We start from the raw sequence: 21,393 nt of genomic DNA, 5'->3' as shown, positions 1-21,393 counted from the left end.
TTTTTTTGTCATTCCTAGAAATAGGGGTCTTATTCTTTATTTTGTGGATTCCGCATCAAATGCGGAATGACAAACATTTTATTTATTAACGTCCTTTCTCATAAAAGGATATTTTTCTTTTCTTTTCTATTTTGAAATTTCTCGGCTCTGCAGTAACTTCCCGGCTCTATAAGATCCAACTCCACCTTCAAATTATCAATAATAAACTCTTGTCGCGTAGGCGTATTTTTACCCATATAGAATGACAATAAATCTTCAATAGACATATTATCATCTAACATTACTGGATCTAAACGTATATCATCCCCGATAAAATGGACAAATTCGTCTCGGTGATATTTCACCTAATCCTTTAAATCGTGTAATTTACGGCTTTGGCTTTAGTTTTTCTAAGGCATCACGTCGCTCTTCCTCTGAATAACAATAAATCGTTTCCTTTTTATTTCTCACTCTAAATAAAGGGGTTTGTAAAATATACAAATGCCCTTCCTTTATCACTTCAGGAAAAAACTGAAGGAAAAAGGTGATCAATAATAATCGAATATGCATACCATCCACGTCGGCATCTGTGGCAATGACCACATTGTTATAGCGCAGATCTTCAAGGGATTCTTCAATATTTAAAGCAGCTTGTAACAAATTGAACTCCTCGTTTTCGTAAACGATTTTCTTTGTGAGTCCATAACAGTTTAGAGGCTTACCTTTCAAGCTGAAAACAGCTTGTGTATTGACATCACGTGATTTCGTAATGCTACCGAAGCGGAGTCGCCCTCGGTAATAAATAAGGTAGATTCTAAATTACGTTCGTTTTTAATATCGCCAAAATGCACCCGACAATCACGTAATTTTTTATTATGGAGACTGGCTTTTTTAGCCCGGTCTTTGGCTAATTTACGAATTCCTGAAAGCTCTTTACGCTCACGCTCGGCTTGCATGATTTTACGCTGAATTTTATCGGCTGTTTACGGATTTTTATGTAAATAATTATCTAATTGTGTTTTTAAAAAGTCTGAAATGTAGGTTCTTACCGTTGGTAAGTCCCCCCCCATATCTGTAGAGCCTAATTTTGTTTTGGTCTGACTTTCAAAAACAGGTTCCATAACTTTGATGGCAACCGCAGAAACTACAGACTTCCTAATATCTGAAGCGTCATATTGTTTTCCAAAAAATTCACGAATGGTTTTTACTAGACCTTCCCTAAAGGCATTTAAGTGCGTTCCGCCTTGTGTCGTGTTTTGTCCGTTAACAAAACTATTATATTCTTCGCTATATTGCGTTTTACTGTGTGTGAGCGCTACTTCAATATCATTACCACGGAGATGAATGATGGGATAAAGCAAATCGCTTTCTGCTATTTTTTCAGATAAGAGATCTTTTAAACCATTTTCACTGTAGAATTTTTCACCATTAAAAACTATCGTTAAACCTGGATTTAGGTACACATAGTTTTTTAGCATCTTTACTATATATTCATTTCTGTATTTATAGTTTTTAAAGATTATTTCATCTGGAATGAAAGACACCTTGGTGCCTTTACGTCTAGAGGTATCGTCTAATAAATCTTGATTGGTAAGATTCCCTTGTTCAAATTCTGCTGAGGCACTTTTATTATCACGGGTAGATTCTACTCTAAAGAATGAGGATAACGCGTTTACAGCTTTGGTACCAACCCCATTTAATCCAACCGATTTTTTAAAGGCTTTAGAATCATACTTTCCACCCGTATTCATTTTTGAGACCACATCTACCACTTTCCCTAAGGGGATCCCGCGACCATAATCCCGAACAATGACTTTACTGCCTTGAACCGAAATTTCAATGGTTTTACCTGCCCCCATAACGTACTCATCAATAGAGTTATCTAGGACTTCCTTAAGCAAAATATAAATACCATCATCTCGGAGAAGAACCATCTCCCAATTTTCCAATATACATACCTGGGCGCATACGAATATGTTCTTTCCAATCAAGCGAGCGTATATTATCTTCGGTATATTTGGTTTCTTCAGACATAGAATTGAGTAAAATTTCGTGATAGGTTGCTAATATAATATAACGCTATAAAAAATGAAACACTGCATTGATAAAGTAATTAACAATGTTTTTTGATAAGTAGCGTTAATCGATTCGTTCGGTATTGATATGCCTAGATTTGAGCTTTATAAGTTAAACTATTACTAAAAATGCATTTAAATGTTCACTATTAATTATTCTCAATTATTTTTGATAAATGTTTTAAACTTATGAAAAAGACTATACTTATTCTACTTCTTTTACCTTTAATTCTTGTAAAGACTTACGCTCAAAAAAGCAGCTCTACCTATTAGTGGGATTGGACAAGAGATGGTATATGGACTGGAACGGCTTTAGCAGGAAGTGTTGGTGGTTTATTAATTATCGCAGATAAAGACCCTTTTACCGCTGCAGAATTGGCAGCCTTCCAAAATAAAGTCAATGACATTAATTTTATTGACCGTTGGGGTGCTGGGAAGTACTCTGAAGAAGCCAGTAAGTTTAGTGATATCCCCTTCGGCTTATCTTTTGCGACTCCCTTCGTGTTGCTTTTAGATGATGAAGCTAACGATCATTACGGGCAATTGTTTGGTATTTATATAGAAAGCTTAGCGACCACTTCTGCCTTGTTTTCTGTAACTGCTGGTTTAACCAATAGAGCTAGACCTTACGTATACGGTAGTGATGAACCACAGGATAAAATAGAAAGTACCTCTGCCACACGATCTTTTTACTCTGGTCACGTTGCAGCGACCACTACAGCCACTTTTTTTGCGGCAAAAGTGTATCAAGATTTTAATCCGATTCGCCTGCCATTCCCTATATTTGGGTTGGAGCGGCTGCCTTACCTGCTAGTGTAGCCTATTTTAGAATGCAAGCTGGACAACATTTTTTATCGGACGTTTTATTAGGTTATGCTCTAGGAGCACTTGCAGGATATTACATTCCGAATTACACAAAAGAAAAGAGGTTGCCGCTATAGGTTTCAATCCTATTATGGGACAAACACGATTTGGAGATAAGTATCAGGGTTTGAGTTTGAGTTACACGTTTTAAAGTGCTTCTATTTGTTTTTTTAAAAATTGATTTCTGGTCTTTAGTAAATGCGTCATATAACGTGTTAAGAACACCCTATTTGCTAAATTACCTAAAATTCCCAAAGGCGATTCAAATTGAAATGGGTCAGTCATGATTGTGTAGTTCTTGTCCTCCTCAAAAAGATGCTCATGCTTGAAGGACTTAAAGGCTCCAGCTACCATTTCATCTACACAAAAGTTGGGGCCTCGAACGCTTTGATTTTTGATGTTAATTGCTATCTAATTCCAAAATGAACCGCTTCCCATGTCGCCCATTCATGCAAACCAATGTGTCCCGAAGTCTTTCCTGCTATAGCTCTTTCTTTCGAGTGTTTCATGAATGCCTTATGAAAATCAATATGGCGCCCCATCAAAACAGGTTTGAATGTCGGCATGTATTTTTGTTTTAATGTCTATTAAAGGCATACACTCTATTTACCGTAAAAATAGAAAACGTCGTAACGTTAGTAACCGTTACGACGTTTTGTTTTTTATGATATAATAATGACTCTAGTAGTCGAATATGTTAAAGTTATAGATTACACATTAAATAGGAAATGCATGACATCACCATCTTTTACCACATAACTCTTCCCTTCTACTCTCATTTTACCAGCTTCTTTAACCTTCGCTTCGCTTCCAAACTGAACATAATCATCATAAGCAATGACTTCTGCACGAATAAAGCCTTTTTCAAAATCGGTATGAATAACACCTGCCGCTTGTGGGGCTGTGGCGCCTACATTAATGGTCCAGGCACGCACTTCTTTTACACCAGCAGTAAAATAGGTTTGCTGGTTCAATAACTTATAGGCAGAACGTATTAATTTAGCAGACCCTGGCTCATCTAAGCCTATATCTGCCAAGAACATTTGGCGTTCTTCGTAATCGTCCAACTCTGTAATATCGGCTTCTGTACCAACAGCCAACACTAATACTTCAGCTTTTTCATCTTTTACAGCTTCTCTTACTTTATCTACATAAGCATTACCGGAAACAGCAGCACCTTCATCTACATTACAAACGTACATCACAGGCTTTTCGGTAATTAATTGTGCGGGTTTAACAAAATCAACATACTCATCATCCGAAAATTCTAAAGCACGAACAGATATTCCTGCCTCTAAACCGTTCTTAATTTTTAGCAGCACCGCTTCTTCTTTCTGCGCCTCTTTGTTTCCTGTTTTTGCAGCGCGCTTAACTTTATCTAATTTTTTTCTACAGTATCTAAATCTTTTAGCTGCAACTCAATATCTATAGTCTCTTTATCTCTAATGGGATTAACATTTCCATCAACATGCACAATATTATCATTATCAAAACAACGCAACACGTGTAAAATAGCATCAGTTTCACGAATATTGGCTAGGAATTGATTTCCTAACCCTTCGCCTTTACTTGCTCCTTTTACTAAACCGGCAATATCAACAATCTCAACAGTTGCAGGCAACACACGCTCAGGGTTTACTAATGTTTCTAACTTTTGAAGTCTAGGATCTGGAACATTTACTACACCAATATTGGGCTCTATGGTGCAAAATGGGAAGTTTGCGCTTTGCGCCTTTGCATTAGACAAACAATTAAATAACGTGGATTTCCCTACATTTGGTAAGCCTACAATTCCTGCTTTCATTTACTATGTATTTGATTATTTTAAGGATGCAAATATACTACTATATTAGACATAATCTGAATTTAATAAATAATCATCTTTTTAACAGTTATTAACATAATATTCGACGTTAAAGTTAATTAAAATATAAAAATATTTAAAAATACGACCAATTAATAATTATATTTGGTAAATGACAGACAATCAATTTGAAAAATCGGTTTGGGATTCTTTTTTAGATGGTAACAAGTCTGCTTTTTCAACACTGTTCAAATTACACTATGCTAGTCTACATAACTATGGTTTAAAAATTTCAGGGAACATTGATTTTACTGAGGATTGTCTACAAGATTTTTTTGTTTATCTATTTGAAAACAGAGCACAAATAAGCGCCATTAATTCCATCAAATCTTACTTATTTATTTCTTTTAGAAGGGCTCTTTTAAGAGCATTAAAGAAGGAAAGGCAATATGTAAACTATGACATACCTTTAGAACTGCTTTTAAGTTTTGAGTTTTCATCTGAAGAAATTGCCATAAAACAAGAGTTTACAGTTATAAAATCCAGCGTGTTAACTAACCTTCTAAATGCATTAAGTGTTAGAGAACGAGAAGCTATTTATTTAAAATACTACAGTAACTTAAAACTATCTGAAATTGCTTTGATAATGAATATTTCTTATCAAAGTGTTTTAAACACGCTTCAAAAGGCCTATGTTAAACTTCGGAAAAACATTGAAACAAAGGCACTTCAAGACGTTTTAAAAAATAATTAAAAATAGCAGGGTATAAAATTAGAGTTACTGTCTCTTTATTAGTAGAGGGGTAACAGGACATACCAAAACTATTTTAATGAGTAAAACAAATAAGACTTTTATTGAGAAACTATTAAATGATGATTCATTTATTAATTGGGCTAAAGAAACCAATACTAATGACATCGCTTTTTGGAGTGCTTGGATAAATAAACATCCAGAGCATATTGATGCAGTCTATACGGCAAAAGCCATGCTATTAGGTGTCGTATTTAATGAAAAAAAGCTAGACAAGACCAAAATTAATATGGAATTGACAACTGTATTAAACCGTATTAATACAGGACAAAAACAGAGCAATAGTCATTCGAAACAATATAAATTAAGTGCACATATTAAATACGCTGCTGTCGCCCTTATTACTTTATTCATTTCCATTTTTAGCATCGCTACGATCTACAATTCCAAAACAATAACACATCAAACCTCTTTTGGCGAAATCATTGACCTTAAACTTCCCGATGGCACCTCTGTAGTATTAAATGGTAACTCTTCCATTAAATATAACAAAGATCAACCGAGAACAGTATTTTTAGAAGGAGAGGCCTATTTTAAAGTAAAACCTATGCCATCAACGCAAGCAAAGTTTTGGGTAAATACACAGGATCTAACGGTTGAAGTGTTTGGTACACAGTTTAATGTAAATACAAGACAAGACAAAACGAGTGTGCTGTTAGATGAAGGCTCCATTCACTTACTGCTTAAAAATGGGGATTCTAAAATAATGAATCCAGGTGAAATTGCTTCTTATTCTAAGGAAGAACAGAAAGTATCACATAAAAAAATAACAAAGAAAACATCCTACGCGTCATGGAAAGAAGGTACTTATATCTTCAATAACATTACCCTAGATGACGTCATGCAACACATAGAAAACACCTATGGTATGTCTTATGAATTTGTAGACAAATCATTGAAAACGAAATTGGTATCAGGAGGCATCCCCAATGAAAACTTGGACATCTGCTTATTGGCTATTCAAAAATCGACTGAAGTTAAAATTTTAACCAAGGAAGATAAACTCTATATATATAAATTAGAAATCAACTAACAGTAATTTAAAATTAATCCATTATGAAAGTAAAACAAATCCCTAAACTGTTTTTAGTGTTATTCCTATTAATAGGAGTTACAAATACGTATGCAAATACTAAAAACACAGTAGTAACTACAGAGGATAAATCGATCCCTCTCGCTGAATTTTTAGACAGATTAAGTGAAGAATACAATGTGTTTTTTACTTATAATCCGGAGTTAGTCTCTGGAACTATTCTTGATCCTAAAAAATATGATTACAACAAATTGGAAAGAATTATTCGAAAACTAGAACATAAAACCAGATTGGATTTCGAATATTTAGGAAACAAGTATTATGTGATTTATAATAAAAAAAGCGATACTCCGGAAGTAAAAGGTCTCATTAATAACCTAGACACTTCAAACATTACAGTAGATAACATCCTAGACAACCTTCAAGAAACGGTGTCTCGGTAAAATAACAGATACCGATGGCAATGGTCTCGCTGGCGTAAATATCGTTGAAAAAGGCACCTCTAATGGAACCGCTTCAGATTTTGATGGTAACTATTCGTTAACAGTTAGTAGTTCTAGCACTCTAGTGTTTAGTTCTGTAGGCTATTCTAAAAAAGAAGTAGCCGTTAATGGTCAGGCTATTATTAATGTGACCTTATCTGATGGTGAAGCCTTACAAGAGATCATTCTGGTAGGATCACGTACAGCTCCTAGAAGTAGTGTAGATACACCCCTTCCGGTAGATGTAGTTGCTTCTGAAGATTTAATATCAACAGGACAGGCAACTTTTGATAAGGCTTTACAATATAGAATTCCTTCATTTAACACCGTACAAACACCAGTGAATGATGCGACATCGCTTTTAGATCCCTATGAAATTAGAAACATGGGACCTTCTAGAACCTTAATTCTTATTAACGGTAAGCGTAAAAATTTAAGTGCCTTATTATATACACAAACTTCTCCCGGTCGTGGTGAAACGGGAGCCGATATCTCGGCCATACCAACAGATGCCATTGAGCGTGTAGAAATACTTCGTGACGGTGCCTCTGCACAATACGGATCGGATGCTATTGCTGGGGTTATGAACATTATTTTAAAGGATAACGTGAATCAAGGTTCGGCTACTTTAAGATCAGGAATGACGAGTGAAGGCGATGGAGAAATGATTGGCATTAGTGTTAATAATGGGTCGGAAATTGGAGACAATAAGGGCTTTATAAATTATACGATTGATTTGTCTAAAACAAATTTGGCTAACAGACCTGGAACAGTAGATGCTGAAGGCGAATTTGGTGATTTTGTTTATGTGGATCCAAATGACGAGTTTGGTAACCCAAAACCAGATGCAGCGAATATTATTACTGGAAACAATGTAGGAATGGCATCAGTTAACGACTTCTTAACTCGTAATCCGGATGCCAACAACATTAATGGATCTCCGGAAACGGCGTCATCTAAATTCTTAATCAACGGTGGTTTCGATTTAAGTGATAACACCGAACTTTATTTTAATACGGCTTATGTCTATAAAAAAGTTAATAGTTTTGCTAACTATAGAACCCCATATTGGAGACGTTCTCGAGCTTTTAATCCGAGATGATGTTGAAGGAGTTGACTATTTCCCATACTTAAATGACTTCTTTCCTGACGGTCCTAATGGTATATACGAAGGATACGTTCCTACCTTTGAAGGCTTATTAAACGATTATAATGGTACTGCAGGAATAAAAACAAAGATCAATGACTGGAACGTGGATTTGAGTTATACCACAGGTGGAAATACACAAACGTATAAGGTTAACCAGTCCCACAACCGAAATGCCGTTTTTGTTCCAAGTTTTAATGATGCAAATGGAAATGGAATGCCTGATCCAGGAGAAGAGTTTGAACCTTCAGAATTGTATCGCGAAAACAGCCCGCAATCCTTCGATCCAGGAGGAACTAAGTTTACCCATAACGTAGGGAATATTGACATTTCAAGGTTGTTATCTGATAAAGTGAGTATTGGTTTTGGTGCAGAGTTTAGAAATGAAACCTTTGAAGTGATTGAAGGTGGTTTAGCTTCTTATGACGGTGGTGGCGCCGATTCTTTTGCTGGAAATAGTCCGGAAAACTCGGCAAATTTAACCGTTACAACTTTGGAGGTTATTTCTCTTTAGATTTTGATGTGAGTGATGCTTTCTTAGTAAGTGGAACGATTAGAACTGAAAATTACTCAGATTTTGGCAACACCTTTGTTTATAAATTAAGTTCTCGCTTAAAAATTAATGATGAATTGACTGCAAGAGCTTCTGTTTCATCAGGATTTAGAGCACCTACATTACATCAAATTTACACACAAAAAGCGCAGTATAGCTTTATTGCAGGTTCTCGTATTCAGGTGGGTGGTCTTATAAATAATGTCTCTACTCAAGCGAAACTTTTAGGAATTCCTGAATTGGATGCTGAAACCTCTAACAACTTTACAGTAGGCTTCGGTGGTAAATTTGATAACAACCTAAGCTTCACTATAGATTACTATAATATTGCAGTTAAAGATAGAATTGTGCTAGGTGCAGAAATAGGACCAAGTGGAGATCCTACAAACCCATTAGATATACTATTAGCAGAAAACAACTTAAGTGATATTAGTTTCTTTTCTAATGCCATAGATACGAGAACTTCGGTATTGATGTGGTTTTAAGTAAGAGAAATATTATATTGGGCGGAGGGGAATTAGATCTTAATTTATCTCGGAAACTATACCATTCAAAATGAAAGAGAGGGTGCTGTAAAAGATATTCCTTTAGTCGCTAACTCAGGTCAATCTGTTGTTAATGATACTCAAGAAGCGCTATTCTTTACCTCTAGGCCGAAACGAAGTGGATTCTTGGTGCTAACTATGACATCAATAAATTTGGTTTCTCTTTAAACAACACGTACTTCGGGAAAACAACCTTTAAACAACAAGGTATGAGTAACGATTTAAGAACAGAATTTATTCCTAAGATTGTTACAGATTTAGGTATTAACTATAATGCTACCGAAAAACTAACCATCGCATTAAACGTCAATAATTTATTAAACGTTTTACCGGAATGGGAGTTTAAAGCAGAGAATGCAGCAGGCGAAGCGATTTTAGCGGATCCAGCGCAAACTAAAAATCAATCTAACTTGATTACATTTAACCAACGTTATTCTCAAATGACGTACGATGGGTATCACTTTAGTCAATTAGGAACCATGTTTAACTTATCGTTAAACTATAAATTCTAAAATTTCAAGTCTTTTTTAATTATTTAAAATGCTATTCCAATTTGAGTAGCATTTTTTTTATCTTTAAAATATGCAAAGTCTCTACACAAACGGATTGGAGCACCTCTACGATGCCATGTATCAAACCTTCATAAACTATGAAGAAGAATACCTGTTTTATAGTACGCTACTAAATAAGTACAAAAAAAACCAGGTGTTAGAAGTGGGTTCAGGAACTGGAAACTTGGCAAAACATTTTATAGTCAATAATTATAATTATAATGGCTTAGATTACAGCGAGGACATGGTTGCTCTCGCTAAAAAAAAACTCGCTTGCAATCGATTTGTACAAGGTGACATGCGTCATTTCAAATTAAATCAAACCACACAAAGTGTTATTATTACGGGTAGAACTTCAAGCTACTTACTTTCAAACGAAGATGTTCATAACGCGTTGCAGGCTATTTATAACAATTTAGAAAATCAAGGGATTTTGTGTTTCGATTTTATTGATGCAAACCGGTTTATTAAATCTATTAAAGGTGGGGTTAAAATGGTGCACCATGCCACTTTTAAACAAAAGACGTATTACCGAGAAAGTCTTTTAACACCAACGACTTCAAATAATTTCATGTTCTATTGGAATGCAAAATACTACGAAATAAATGCCGACAGTAGGAAACTAATTACACAAGATGATTCTGAAGTACGAGCTTTCACTAAAAACGAATGGGAATTATTTCTATATCTCAATAATTTTGAACTCATGGAATGTATAGACAAACCGTCGTATATGTTTGACACGTATGTCGTGGTTGCGGGAAAAATGGCATAAAAAAATCCTAACATAATGTAGGATTTTTTTATTAGTGGATAATACCGTATTAATTAATCTTCTCGGATGCATAAATTTTTGCTTTCCTAATAAAACGTCTTCGGTCTCTACATGCGCATCGTCTGGTACACAACAGTCCACAGGACATACTGCTGCACACTGCGGCTCATCATGAAATCCAACACATTCCGTACATTTATCGGGTACGATGTAATATATTTCATCGCTTAGAGGTTCTTGAGCTTCCTCTGCATCCACTGCTTTACCATTAGGCAAAACTATACTTCCTTCTAAACTTGTTCCGTCTTTATATCTCCAGTCATCAGCACCTTCATAAATCGCAGTGTTTGGGCATTACGGCTCACAAGCACCACAGTTTATACATTCGTCTGTTATAATAATCGCCATATAGCTTATTTTTATCTAAATTTGCATTGCAAAAATAATGACAAAACAAGTCTTACGCAAATAGCTGATGGAATTACAACAAAGAATTAACGCTTTCTCAAAATTAGGTGCTTTTATTAAACAATTCACTGGTGAAGCCTTTCGAAAGGAAGAACATATTTTACATAACGATTTGTTTTTTGAGGGCTTTAAACACCAAATAAAATTAGCTCAAGAACACAACGGCTGGTTTACTAAAAAAAATATCGTTTTTGCTTTAAACGGGTGGGCGAATGAACTTACAGAAAGCGCATTAAATCAATGGACTTCTCATTATAATTTTAGTAAGGTCAAACCACAAAAAGTAGCCATCATCATGGCCGGAAATATCCCGTTAGTTGGATTTCATGACTTCTTAGCGGTACTAATTTCAGGACATCATGTCGTGGTTAAGCAATCGTCAAACGATAAACATTTATTACCCTTTTTAGCAAAATATCTAGAACAAATTGAACCTGAATTCAAGGGTAGGATAACATTTACAGAAGGAAAACTTAGTGATTTCGATGCTGTGATTGCTACCGGAAGTAATAACACGGCACGTTATTTTGAATTCTATTTCAAAGATAAGCCTTCCATTATAAGGAAAAACAGAAACTCTGTAGCTATTTTAAATGGTAAAGAAACTAAGGAGCAACTTGAAAACCTCTCTGATGATATCTTTAGATATTATGGCTTAGGCTGTAGAAACGTATCAAAATTATTTCTTCCTAAGGACTATTCTTTTGATGCTTTTTTTGAAGCCATATACAAATGGCATCCCATCATCAATGAGGCCAAGTATGCTAATAATTATGATTATAATAAAGCCGTTTATTTAATGAGCGAATTTGAGATGTTAGAAAACGGATTCCTCATGATTAAAGAAGATGAAAGCTTTGCTTCTCCCATTGCAACGGTGTTTTATGAGTATTATGACAGTGAGGAAACCCTTCACGTAAGATTAAAAAACGAGTCAGACAACATTCAATGCATCGTCGCAGAGGGTTTTTCTAAGGAAGAGATAAAGTTTGGAAACACACAAAAACCAGCCCTTTGGGATTATGCAGATGCTGTAGACACCATTGCGTTTTTGTTAAAATTATAGGGCATAATTTATCATTTTCATAACAAAATTTCATAGATTATTTAGCACCTTTGTAACGCTAAAAACAACACGAATTAATTATGATGATACATAACTTTAGCGCAGGACCTTGCGTTTTGCCAAAAGAAGTAATTTTAAAAGCCTCAGAAGCCTTATTAGATTTTGATAACGGATTATCCTTAATCGAAATTTCGCACAGAAGTAAAGCTTTTGTTGATGTCATGGAAAAAGCAAGGGCGTTAGCTCTAGAGCTTCTTGGTCTTGAAGGTAAAGGCTATAAAGCATTATTTTTACAGGGTGGTGCTAGCACACAATTTTTAATGGTTGCGCTTAACTTATTAGAGAAAAGAGCCGGTTACTTAAATACAGGAACCTGGGCGGATAAGGCGATGAAAGAAGCTCAAATTTATGATGATGTGTATGAAGTAGGCTCATCTAAAGCCTCAAACTATAACTATATTCCAAAGGGTTACGATGTGCCTTCAGATTATGATTATCTGCACGTCACTTCAAATAATACTATTTTTGGAACACAAATGAAAAGTTTTCCAAAAGTAGACATTCCTTTGGTGTGTGATATGAGTAGTGATATTTTTTCTCGAACACTTGATTTTTCACAATTCGACTTAATCTATGCAGGGGCTCAAAAAAACATGGGTCCAGCAGGAACGACTTTAGTGGTTGTTAAAGAAGAGGTTTTGGGAAAAGTGTCCCGTAAAATCCCCTCAATGATGGATTACAAGGTACACATTTCTAAAAATAGTATGTTCAATACCCCTCCCGTTTTTGCCGTATACACGTCGATGTTAACATTGGAATGGCTAAAAAATCTTGGCGGTATTAAAGCGATTGAAGAAGTGAATGAAATGAAAGCCCGAATCATGTATTCAGAAATTGATTTAAATCCATTATTTAAAGGATTTACAGCAAAAGAAGACCGTTCGAACATGAATGCTACTTTTACTTTAGAAAGTGAAAACTTGAAAGAAACCTTCGAAACCATGGTTAAAGAAGCTGGAATTAACGGTATTAATGGACATAGAAGTGTTGGAGGCTATAGAGCATCCATGTATAATGCCTTGTCAATTGATAGTGTTAAGGCGCTGGTCGAAGTCATGAGCGAATTGGAAGCTAAAGCCTAACTATATTCCATTTGAAGTCGTACTAGTTAAAACCACTTCAACTTAAGAATTAAAAATTAATACATTCCCTCCTTTTGGGAATATAAAATAAACGTTTTCAATGAAAGTATTAGCAAACGATGGTGTTTCTCAAAGCGGAATTAACGCGTTAGAAGCCGCAGGATTTGAAGTGATTACTACAACAGTAGCACAAGAGCAATTAATTAATTACATTAACGAGAATGACATCACCGTACTTTTAGTAAGAAGTGCAACCACCGTTCGAAAGAATTTAATTGATGCTTGTCCTAGTTTAAAGATTATAGGTCGTGGTGGCGTAGGCATGGATAACATCGATGTCGATTATGCTCGGGATAAAGGATTAAAGGTCATCAATACGCCTGCTGCTTCGTCACAATCTGTGGCCGAGTTAGTATTCGCGCACCTTTATGGCGGGGTTCGTTTTTTACACGACTCTAATAGAAATATGCCATTAGACGGTGATACACAATTTAAAACATTAAAGAAAAACTATGCAAAAGGCATAGAGCTAAGAGGTAAAACGCTTGGCATTGTTGGTTTTGGTCGTATTGGACAAGAAGTTGCCAAAATTGGTTTAGGTGTGGGAATGAAAGTTATTGCTACCGATAAATATATTGATGGCGCTGAAGTTACTGTTGATTTTTTTGATGGGCAATCTGTGAGCTTCAATATTAAAACGCAACCTATGGAGGAGGTTTTAAAGCAATCTGATTTTGTAACACTACACGTCCCTGCTCAAAAAGACTATACCATTGGTAAAACAGAATTTGATTTAATGAAAAATGGGTCTGTAATCATAAACGCTGCTCGCGGTGGTGTAGTAAATGAAGTGGAACTAGTAAACGCTTTAGAAAGTGGTAAATTAGCTTTTGCTGGCTTAGATACGTTTCAAAATGAACCCACGCCTGCTGTCCAATTATTAATGAATGGTAGGATTTCGTTGACACCACATATTGGTGCAGCTACTAATGAAGCACAGGATAGAATAGGCACTGAATTGGCCACACAGATTAAAGAGATTCTACTTTAAAACATTAATTGCTGTATTTGGTAAATAAGATAAACCATTTATTTTATAAAAAAGCCTTAATAACTGAATTAAGGCTTTTTTTATGTACCTTTTTAACCAATTATTAAACTTAAATAAAATAAAAATGTCGGGAATTTTAGATGTATTAGATAGTGATTTAGGACGTACAATTATTAGCGGTGTTGCCAGTTCAACAGGTAACGATACCACTAAAACCAGTCGCGTTTTAACGATGGCTTTACCTGTTTTAATGACTGCAATGAAACGTAACGCCGCTACACCTCAAGGAGCAGAAGGTTTAATGGGGGCGATACAAAGCAAACACGATGGGCGTATTTTAGACAACCTTGGTGGTTTATTTAGTGGTGGGGTTGATGACAACATAAAACAAGATGGTAATAAAATTTTAGATCATGTTTTAGGATCAAAAAAAAGTGGTGTAGAAAAAGTAATAGGAGAAAAATCCGGATTAGATGCTACAGCAGTTGCCAATATTTTAAAGGTTGCGGCCCCTTTGTTAATGGGTATTTTAGGAAGACAGGCAAAACAGCAAAAGGTTAATTCTCCCAATGATCTAGGCAGTATACTTGGTGGATTATTAGGCGGCTCGTCTGCTCAAAAAGAACAAAGCTTTTTAGAATCTATTCTAGATGCAGATGGTGATGGAAGTATTGTGGATGATGTGGCTGGAATGGTATTAGGCAACTCTAAGAAAAAAGGTGGCCTTGGAGGTTTACTTGGTGGTCTCTTTGGTGGGAAATAACGCCTTTAGTATAAAATTAATTAAATCTAGAACAACTGAAGGTTGTTTAAAAAAAATAGCGTTTTTAAACAACTTTTTTTCGTTTTTAATGAAACGACTTTATTTGTATCTTTAGTAAAAATTTAACTATGAAAAATTTAATATTAGCCGCATGTATATTAACTATTGCTTTTGGATGTCACTCAGCAAAAGATACCGCTGAACAAAACCCGATAGAGAAGCCTGAAGCGCAAGTTGGAGATACCTTGAAAATTTCTAGTGATAAATTAGAGTATGATATTATTATTATAGAACCTGGTTTTAATACCTGGTTAACATCTATGGCAAAACCAAAAGAATTTTACACACAATCCTATTTAGAGGATAAGAATAGTCGTTACGTGCAAGCCTGGAACTCCGCAGTTTTACAACCGACTCGGTTTAATAGTAATTTGTATGAACTTCAAATAAATTACAAGGATGATATTGATTATGGCTATGATGTAAATTATAAGCTCTTTAATTATTTTATTTACTTTCAGAACACCTATAATCAAAATCTTTTAGGTGGTAGAGTTCCTCAAAATTAATTTATATTTGCACCCATAAAATTTGACTATGGAGCAATTTAAACAGCGTTGGGAAATTCAGGAAAATTGGCAACTACTCTTTCCTTTTTTAGGCTTTTTAGGGCTTTTTTACTCATCCTATAAAATTACAGGGTTGTTTCGTGAAGAATATTTTGTAGGTTTTAAAATAGCATTCGCGCTACTTATCACCTTTTTCTTGGTAAGACTTTGCCTCCTTATTTTTAAAAAATTAGAACAAAAATGGGTGGTTAAATACCGTTGGGAAATGATTCGTATTTTTATTGTTTTTGCGATTACGGGATCTTCCTCGCTTTTTGTTGGCAGGCCTGTTATTCAACTCCTTGGAATTACTAAAGAAAACTTAAATATATATGTTTATTGGATATTATATATTATTATTGGACTCATTTTCTACCAAATCCTGTTGGTAAGCTTTGGTTATATTTTAGGCCAAGGTAAATTTTTCTCGGAGTTCGAAAAGAAAATGATACGCCGTTTTGGATTAGGGCGTTTTGTAGATTAAATGCAACATATAAAGCAACATATCATCATTAAATCACTGGCTATAATACTCGTTTTAGCCGTATTGTTGCCTGCTGCTGTTAAGTTTAATCATATTTTTGAGAACCACAAACATGAGGTTTGTGACAATCCACAAGATACCCATTTTCATAATATCGATTTAGATTGCGAATTTTATAAATTCAATTTAAATACGGTTTATACTGTTACTTTTAAAGAAATCGAATTTGGTTTCACAGAAGATAATCACAACATATTAAGCTCTCAATACGAATTTGTTAGCGCCTTTCAAAAACTTCCGTTTTCACTTCGTGGCCCGCCACAATTAGTTTAATACCTTATTTTTTCTTTGTTGAAATGGCAACATTTCAATTTTATTAAACTAAACTTTATTTAAATGAAATATCTATTCACGATAGTACTGTGTACGGTGATATCAAGTGCTTTGGCACAAAATACTATAAATGGTCTTATTACAAACAATGAAACAAACGAAGCTTTAGAATTTGTTTCCGTTTATATTCCGCAATTAGAAAAAGGCACAACAACTGACGAAAATGGCACTTTTTCTTTAACCGAAATACCTCAAGGCACTCAAACACTAATCATTTCTATCATTGGCTTTGAGACGGTTTCAAAAAAAATTACAGTCCCAACAACCGAAACCTTAACCGTCCAACTAAATCCTTCTGCTATAGAAATGGAGGAGCTTATTATTTCCACGCCATTTCATAAATTACAATCTGAAAATGTCATGAAGGTTGAACGAGAAGCCCTTTCAGAATTGCAAAGACAAGGTGCAGTAACCTTATCTGATGGTTTAACCAGTATTGCGGGCGTAGAGAGTGTCTCAACTGGTGTTAGCATAGGAAAACCTGTTATTCGCGGACTTTCGGCCAATCGTGTTTTGGTTTACACCCAAGGCATTCGATTAGAAAATCAACAATTTGGAGATGAGCATGGCTTAGGGATTAATAGCGCTGGTATTGAAAGTGTAGAAGTTATTAAAGGCCCCGCTTCTCTACTCTATGGTAGTGATGCTTTGGGTGGTGTGTTATATTTTAATCCTGAAAAATATGCTTTAAAAAACACTAGTGAAGGTGAAATTGGTGGGAATTATTATAGTAATACCCAAGGCTATAATTCATCGGCAGCTTTTAAAGCATCCGCAGAAAAAGTAAAATTCCTTTTTAGAGCGGGTCTTTCAGAACATTCAGATTATGATACTGAAGATTACCGCGTGACTAACACGCGTTTTAGAGAGCAAGATTTTAAGGCAAGTATTGGGTATCAAACTATTGGATTTAATACAGATTTTCGCTATAACGTTAACCGTTCAAAATTAGGTATTCCTGAAGCTATTGGCGAGCAATCTACAGCACGAACTCCTTTATTGCCTTATCAGGATTTAACCAATCATATCTTTAGTTTGAAATCTAAAGTATTTCTCAATAATTCTAGCTTTGATGTTAATCTGGGGTTTACTTATAATAATCGAAAGGAATTTGAAGAACATCACGATCATGAGGAAGATGCAGAGGAAACAGCAGAAATGCATGAAGAAGAAGAAATAAGCGAAGCTGCATTGCAAATGAAGCTGAAAACGGCGAGTTATGATGTGAAATATAATTTACCAACCTTAGGTAAATTTGAAACGATTGTTGGAGTGCAAGGCATGCATCAAGTCAATACCAATTACGGTGAAGAAACTTTGATTCCGAGATGCAACTACTAATGATGTTGGTGTTTTAGCGACTGCACACATTCATTTTGATAAAGTCGATGTGCAATTAGGTGCCAGGTTTGACACTAGAGCAATTAGAGTTTTAGAGGGTATAAATCGCGATTTTAGCAGTTTCAATGGTGCTTTGGGAGCAAAGACAGCTATCACACCAAACATCGTTGCCGGACTGAATTTAGCCTCCGGTTATCGCGCACCAAACTTAGCCGAGCTTACCAGTTTTGGAACACACGAAGGGACTAACCGTTTTGAAATAGGTAATAACAATTTAGAAAACGAACAAAACTTTCAAACCGATCTATCTTTAGAGTTTAAAAATGAGCATGTAGAACTTTTCGTTAATGGCTTTTACAACAGCATTTCCAATTATATTTACCTCTCACCTACTGGCGATGTGATAGACGCTGCACCTGTTTATGATTATTTGCAACAGAATGCCAATTTATATGGTGGTGAAGTTGGCTTGCATATCCATCCGCACCCTTTAGACTGGTTACATTTTGAAGCCAGTTTTGAAACCGTCACTGGAAAACAAAGTAACGGTGCTTTTTTACCTTTAATTCCTGCAAACAGTATAACGAATACCATTAGAATAGAATTTGAAAAACCTTGGATTAACAATGGCTATTCCTTTGTTAAATTACGAAACACTTTTAAACAAACCAACGTGAGTGTCTTTGAAACACCAACCAATGGTTATGCGTTATTAAGTGCTGGTTTTGGTGGTGATTTTAAACTATTTGATAACATACTTTCTTTTACGCTTTCTGGAAATAATATAACGAATAAGAGTTATGTGCATCATTTATCACGTTTAAAAGCCGATGGCATTGCTAATATTGGACGTAATATAAGTCTAGGTTTTATCTATAAAATATAAATTATTTTATTTATTAAAAGTTTGAGTCTGTAAGCTCACACTTTTTATTAGAGATCTCTTAAACATTCTTAAAAGTATTAATAAAAGCACAAACCTTTTTGTTTGTGCTTTTTTGATTAACACTACTCTATTTTAGTTGTCTTTTCGAGTAATTTTGAAGCATGAAAATTGTTTGTAAAGTCTCTGAAAATTCACTAATCTACAAAACTCTACCGATTAACATATGTTAACACTACATGTTAAAAACTTTGTTTTCAAAAGTTTAAAATCGCTATATTTCTCAATTTCAAAAAACTAACTTCGCTTAACGTATGATGAAAAACACTTGTGACCAGCTTGACTGGTTATTAAAACGAATTTTATCAGTTGATCATTAGCTACAAGGCAAAATCTGAACGGAATACAGAAAATTAATGAATAAAGAAAAAGCAATAACTTATAGTTTACTAACTCATATTAGAAATTTTGGAACATTAGTAAAAGGGCCAATTGATATTTTTATACCACTTATAAAAAGAACATTGTCTAAAATGAATTCTAAAGGAATTTTTAAAGGAAAGAGTCTTTTAGAAATTAAAAATACAGCTAACGAATTATATTGTATCGATTTTCCAATTCCTGTATTAAAAAAAATATTAACTGAAATATCGAAAGAAATTAACACAGATGACACAATACATTTTGTTTTATACCAAGATGGAGCTTTCAGTTTAAACCAGTATACATTTACAGATTTTGAGGAGATTATTGAAAATCAAACAAAGGAAATTGATGAGATTGAAGTTTTATTTAAATCATTCTGTGAATCTTCAGAATTGAAAATTGAAAACAGTGATTCCATTTTTAAATTTATAGAAAAAAATAAATTTAATCTATCAAAATATATTTCAAATAGTGAATATAAAAATGGGGAGGACTTCACAGCTGAAGCACAATTTATTGATTTCTTCAAAAAGATTCCTTCCATTTATGACAGAATAAAAAACATCTATTTAGGTTCAATTATTTCTACTTATTTAGAGTATAATTCCGATGATGCTAATAGAGATATTGAACTACTGTTCGATACGAACTTTTTAGTAGGTTTAATTGATTTAAACACACCTGAATCGACACATACTTGTAGAACACTTTTAGAAATAGCGAAAAAACAAAATTTCAAAATAAGGGTTCTTAAAGATACAATTGAAGAAACGACAAATCTTTTAGAAACTAAAGCAAGATTTTTTGACAAATCTTTCCTTCAAAAAAAAGTCAATCCAGAGGATGTATATAATGCTTGTGATAGACGTAATCTAAATAAAACAGACTTAGAAAGAATAGCAGATAATCTTGAAACTACATTAGGAAAACTTGAGATATCCATAATTTACAATACTGACAAGCTAAAAGGAGAAGCTAAATACACGGAAGAATATAAAATATTTGACAGTTTAAGAGCTTCTAAAAAATCAGCCTTACACGATGCTATTGCTATTTTACATATAAAGAAAGCAAGAAAAAAAAGATTTAGAGACTTTGACAAAGTCAATGCTTGGTTTGTAAATAATTCAGCATCTATTGAGGGTAATAATATTTTTATGAAAAATGGTTATCAGCCGGAAACTATAAAAGCTGATGATTTATTAAATATTCTTTGGTTAAGTAATCCAACTGTAAATAAAGCAATAGAAGGTCATGATTTAGCTGATATTGGTTTAACTTCTACTCTATCTTTAACCTTAAACAGTAATCTTCCTAAATCTCATATTTTGAGAGAATTAGATGATAATATTCATAAATACGCAAAAGAAGATATTAGCGACACAGATATAATTCGAGTTGCAACGAGAATAACAAATAAACAACTAAAAGATATTGAAGAACTTAACGAATTAGCGGAACAAGAAGATAAAACCTTATTTGTTAAACGCCTTGAAGAAGAAGCAAATAAGCAAAAGAAAATAGAAGAGATAAGAATTAAAAAACTTGAAAGTCTTTTTAAAAATATTTCCATTCGCACAGAAGAATTAGAAAAATCTAAAAAAGAATATATAGATAAGTCAAAAAGCATTGATAAAACTGTAGAAGAAAAAGACGATGTCAAAAGTGAAGTTTCTAAACTGAAAGAATCTCTTTTACTTGAGCAAAATCGAAATAGAAAAATTAAAAGAGATGAATGGATTAAAAGTCAGGTAAAAAAATGGAGAACTAAAACTTGGATTGAATTTGCACTATTGTTAACGATATTAATTTCACGGTATTTTATACATTCTTTATCAATCAAATTGGAATATTTCAAATTCTATTAAGTTCTTAAAAGAATTAAAATCTAATATTTTATTTAGCGGAGGAATATCGTTCCTTGTTTTTATTTTCACAAGTATTACAGTAAAGACTTTGTTTAATAAGTATAGAAATCACTCAAATATTAATAACTACAAAAAGGGACTTGAAGTGCCGGAAGAAATGAAGGAATTAAAGAAAGCCCTGTAGCTTATAACGTATACAATTTATTGTTAATTCTAGCCTACTTACGAAAATCCTCGCGGATTTTCTATTTGGTTTGTACTTGCTAAATTTGTTACTTTAC

General features: G+C 34.2%; 17 protein-coding genes and 4 pseudogenes. 17 read left to right on the top strand and 4 right to left on the bottom strand.

The window, feature by feature from the left end:
- Positions 1-98 precede the first annotated feature (98 nt).
- Positions 99-2,013, bottom strand: a pseudogene (locus N7U66_RS01105) (DNA topoisomerase IV subunit B).
- A gap of 416 nt (positions 2,014-2,429) precedes the next feature.
- On the opposite strand from N7U66_RS01105, the gene N7U66_RS01100 reads away from it, so the two are divergent.
- Positions 2,430-2,873: a phosphatase PAP2 family protein gene (locus tag N7U66_RS01100; protein WP_267676963.1), complete on the top strand. Its 444-nt coding sequence runs from the start codon at positions 2,430-2,432 to the stop codon at positions 2,871-2,873.
- An 11-nt stretch (positions 2,874-2,884) separates the two neighbouring features.
- Positions 2,885-2,995: a phosphatase PAP2 family protein gene (locus N7U66_RS22405; RefSeq protein ID WP_390886610.1), complete on the top strand. Its 111-nt coding sequence runs from the start codon at positions 2,885-2,887 to the stop codon at positions 2,993-2,995.
- Between the two features lie 330 nt (positions 2,996-3,325).
- Here the strand turns inward: N7U66_RS22405 and N7U66_RS01095 are convergent, their stop codons facing one another.
- Together N7U66_RS01095 and ychF are read right to left on the bottom strand one after the other, a co-directional pair.
- Positions 3,326-3,484, bottom strand: coding sequence for a hypothetical protein (locus tag N7U66_RS01095; RefSeq protein WP_267676962.1), 159 nt, complete (start codon positions 3,482-3,484; stop codon positions 3,326-3,328).
- A gap of 144 nt (positions 3,485-3,628) precedes the next feature.
- A pseudogene (gene ychF, locus N7U66_RS01090) lies at positions 3,629-4,722 on the bottom strand (redox-regulated ATPase YchF).
- A 172-nt stretch (positions 4,723-4,894) separates the two neighbouring features.
- On the opposite strand from ychF, the gene N7U66_RS01085 reads away from it, so the two are divergent.
- The 5 genes and pseudogenes from N7U66_RS01085 (at position 4,895) to N7U66_RS01065 (ending at position 10,619) form a co-directional block, all read left to right on the top strand.
- Complete coding sequence (locus tag N7U66_RS01085) at positions 4,895-5,476, top strand: RNA polymerase sigma factor (protein ID WP_267676961.1); 582 nt, start codon at positions 4,895-4,897, stop codon at positions 5,474-5,476.
- A 76-nt stretch (positions 5,477-5,552) separates the two neighbouring features.
- Positions 5,553-6,566 (top strand): FecR family protein, encoded by a 1,014-nt coding sequence (locus N7U66_RS01080; RefSeq protein WP_267676960.1) that lies wholly within the window; start codon positions 5,553-5,555, stop codon positions 6,564-6,566.
- Positions 6,567-6,589: 23 nt separating this feature from the next.
- Positions 6,590-7,009, top strand: coding sequence for a hypothetical protein (locus tag N7U66_RS01075; RefSeq protein ID WP_267676959.1), 420 nt, complete (start codon positions 6,590-6,592; stop codon positions 7,007-7,009).
- A 1-nt stretch (position 7,010) separates the two neighbouring features.
- Positions 7,011-9,805 (top strand): annotated as a pseudogene (locus N7U66_RS01070) (TonB-dependent receptor).
- Between the two features lie 70 nt (positions 9,806-9,875).
- A complete protein-coding gene (locus N7U66_RS01065; RefSeq protein ID WP_267676958.1) occupies positions 9,876-10,619 on the top strand; it encodes a class I SAM-dependent DNA methyltransferase in 744 nt (247 codons plus the stop codon).
- 66 nt (positions 10,620-10,685) lie between these two features.
- Here the strand turns inward: N7U66_RS01065 and N7U66_RS01060 are convergent.
- Positions 10,686-11,027: pseudogene (locus tag N7U66_RS01060) on the bottom strand (4Fe-4S dicluster domain-containing protein); the annotation flags it as partial.
- 67 nt (positions 11,028-11,094) lie between these two features.
- Here N7U66_RS01060 and N7U66_RS01055 point away from each other — a divergent pair.
- The 10 genes from N7U66_RS01055 (at position 11,095) to N7U66_RS01015 (ending at position 21,112) form a co-directional block, all read left to right on the top strand.
- Entirely contained in the window at positions 11,095-12,153 is a 1,059-nt protein-coding gene (locus tag N7U66_RS01055; RefSeq protein ID WP_267676957.1) for an acyl-CoA reductase, read from the top strand.
- 80 nt (positions 12,154-12,233) lie between these two features.
- A complete protein-coding gene (gene serC / locus N7U66_RS01050; protein WP_267676956.1) occupies positions 12,234-13,295 on the top strand; it encodes a 3-phosphoserine/phosphohydroxythreonine transaminase in 1,062 nt (353 codons plus the stop codon).
- Positions 13,296-13,395: 100 nt separating this feature from the next.
- Complete coding sequence (locus N7U66_RS01045) at positions 13,396-14,346, top strand: D-2-hydroxyacid dehydrogenase (protein ID WP_267676955.1); 951 nt, start codon at positions 13,396-13,398, stop codon at positions 14,344-14,346.
- A gap of 124 nt (positions 14,347-14,470) precedes the next feature.
- Positions 14,471-15,109 (top strand): DUF937 domain-containing protein, encoded by a 639-nt coding sequence (locus N7U66_RS01040; RefSeq protein WP_267678590.1) that lies wholly within the window; start codon positions 14,471-14,473, stop codon positions 15,107-15,109.
- A 128-nt stretch (positions 15,110-15,237) separates the two neighbouring features.
- Entirely contained in the window at positions 15,238-15,678 is a 441-nt protein-coding gene (locus tag N7U66_RS01035) for a DUF6146 family protein (protein WP_267676954.1), read from the top strand.
- A 28-nt stretch (positions 15,679-15,706) separates the two neighbouring features.
- Complete coding sequence (locus N7U66_RS01030; protein ID WP_267676953.1) at positions 15,707-16,201, top strand: DUF6787 family protein; 495 nt, start codon at positions 15,707-15,709, stop codon at positions 16,199-16,201.
- Positions 16,202-16,534 carry a hypothetical protein gene (locus tag N7U66_RS01025; protein ID WP_267676952.1) on the top strand — a complete coding sequence of 111 codons (333 nt, stop codon included), beginning with the start codon at positions 16,202-16,204 and terminating at the stop codon, positions 16,532-16,534.
- A 63-nt stretch (positions 16,535-16,597) separates the two neighbouring features.
- On the top strand, positions 16,598-17,935 hold the full coding sequence (locus N7U66_RS21190; protein ID WP_313791365.1) for a TonB-dependent receptor: 1,338 nt from the start codon (positions 16,598-16,600) through the stop codon (positions 17,933-17,935).
- Between the two features lie 28 nt (positions 17,936-17,963).
- Entirely contained in the window at positions 17,964-18,821 is an 858-nt protein-coding gene (locus tag N7U66_RS21185; RefSeq protein ID WP_313791549.1) for a TonB-dependent receptor, read from the top strand.
- Positions 18,822-19,234: 413 nt separating this feature from the next.
- The gene (locus N7U66_RS01015; RefSeq protein WP_267676951.1) at positions 19,235-21,112 is read left to right on the top strand and encodes a coiled-coil domain-containing protein; all 1,878 of its coding nucleotides are present in this window, start codon (positions 19,235-19,237) and stop codon (positions 21,110-21,112) included.
- Positions 21,113-21,393 lie beyond the last annotated feature (281 nt).

It is taken from the genome of Lacinutrix neustonica (genome assembly GCF_026625145.1).
GTDB lineage: Bacteria > Bacteroidota > Bacteroidia > Flavobacteriales > Flavobacteriaceae > Lacinutrix > Lacinutrix neustonica.
Note: the sequence above shows the minus strand (reverse complement) of the source record. Positions and strands in the feature narration are given on the sequence as shown.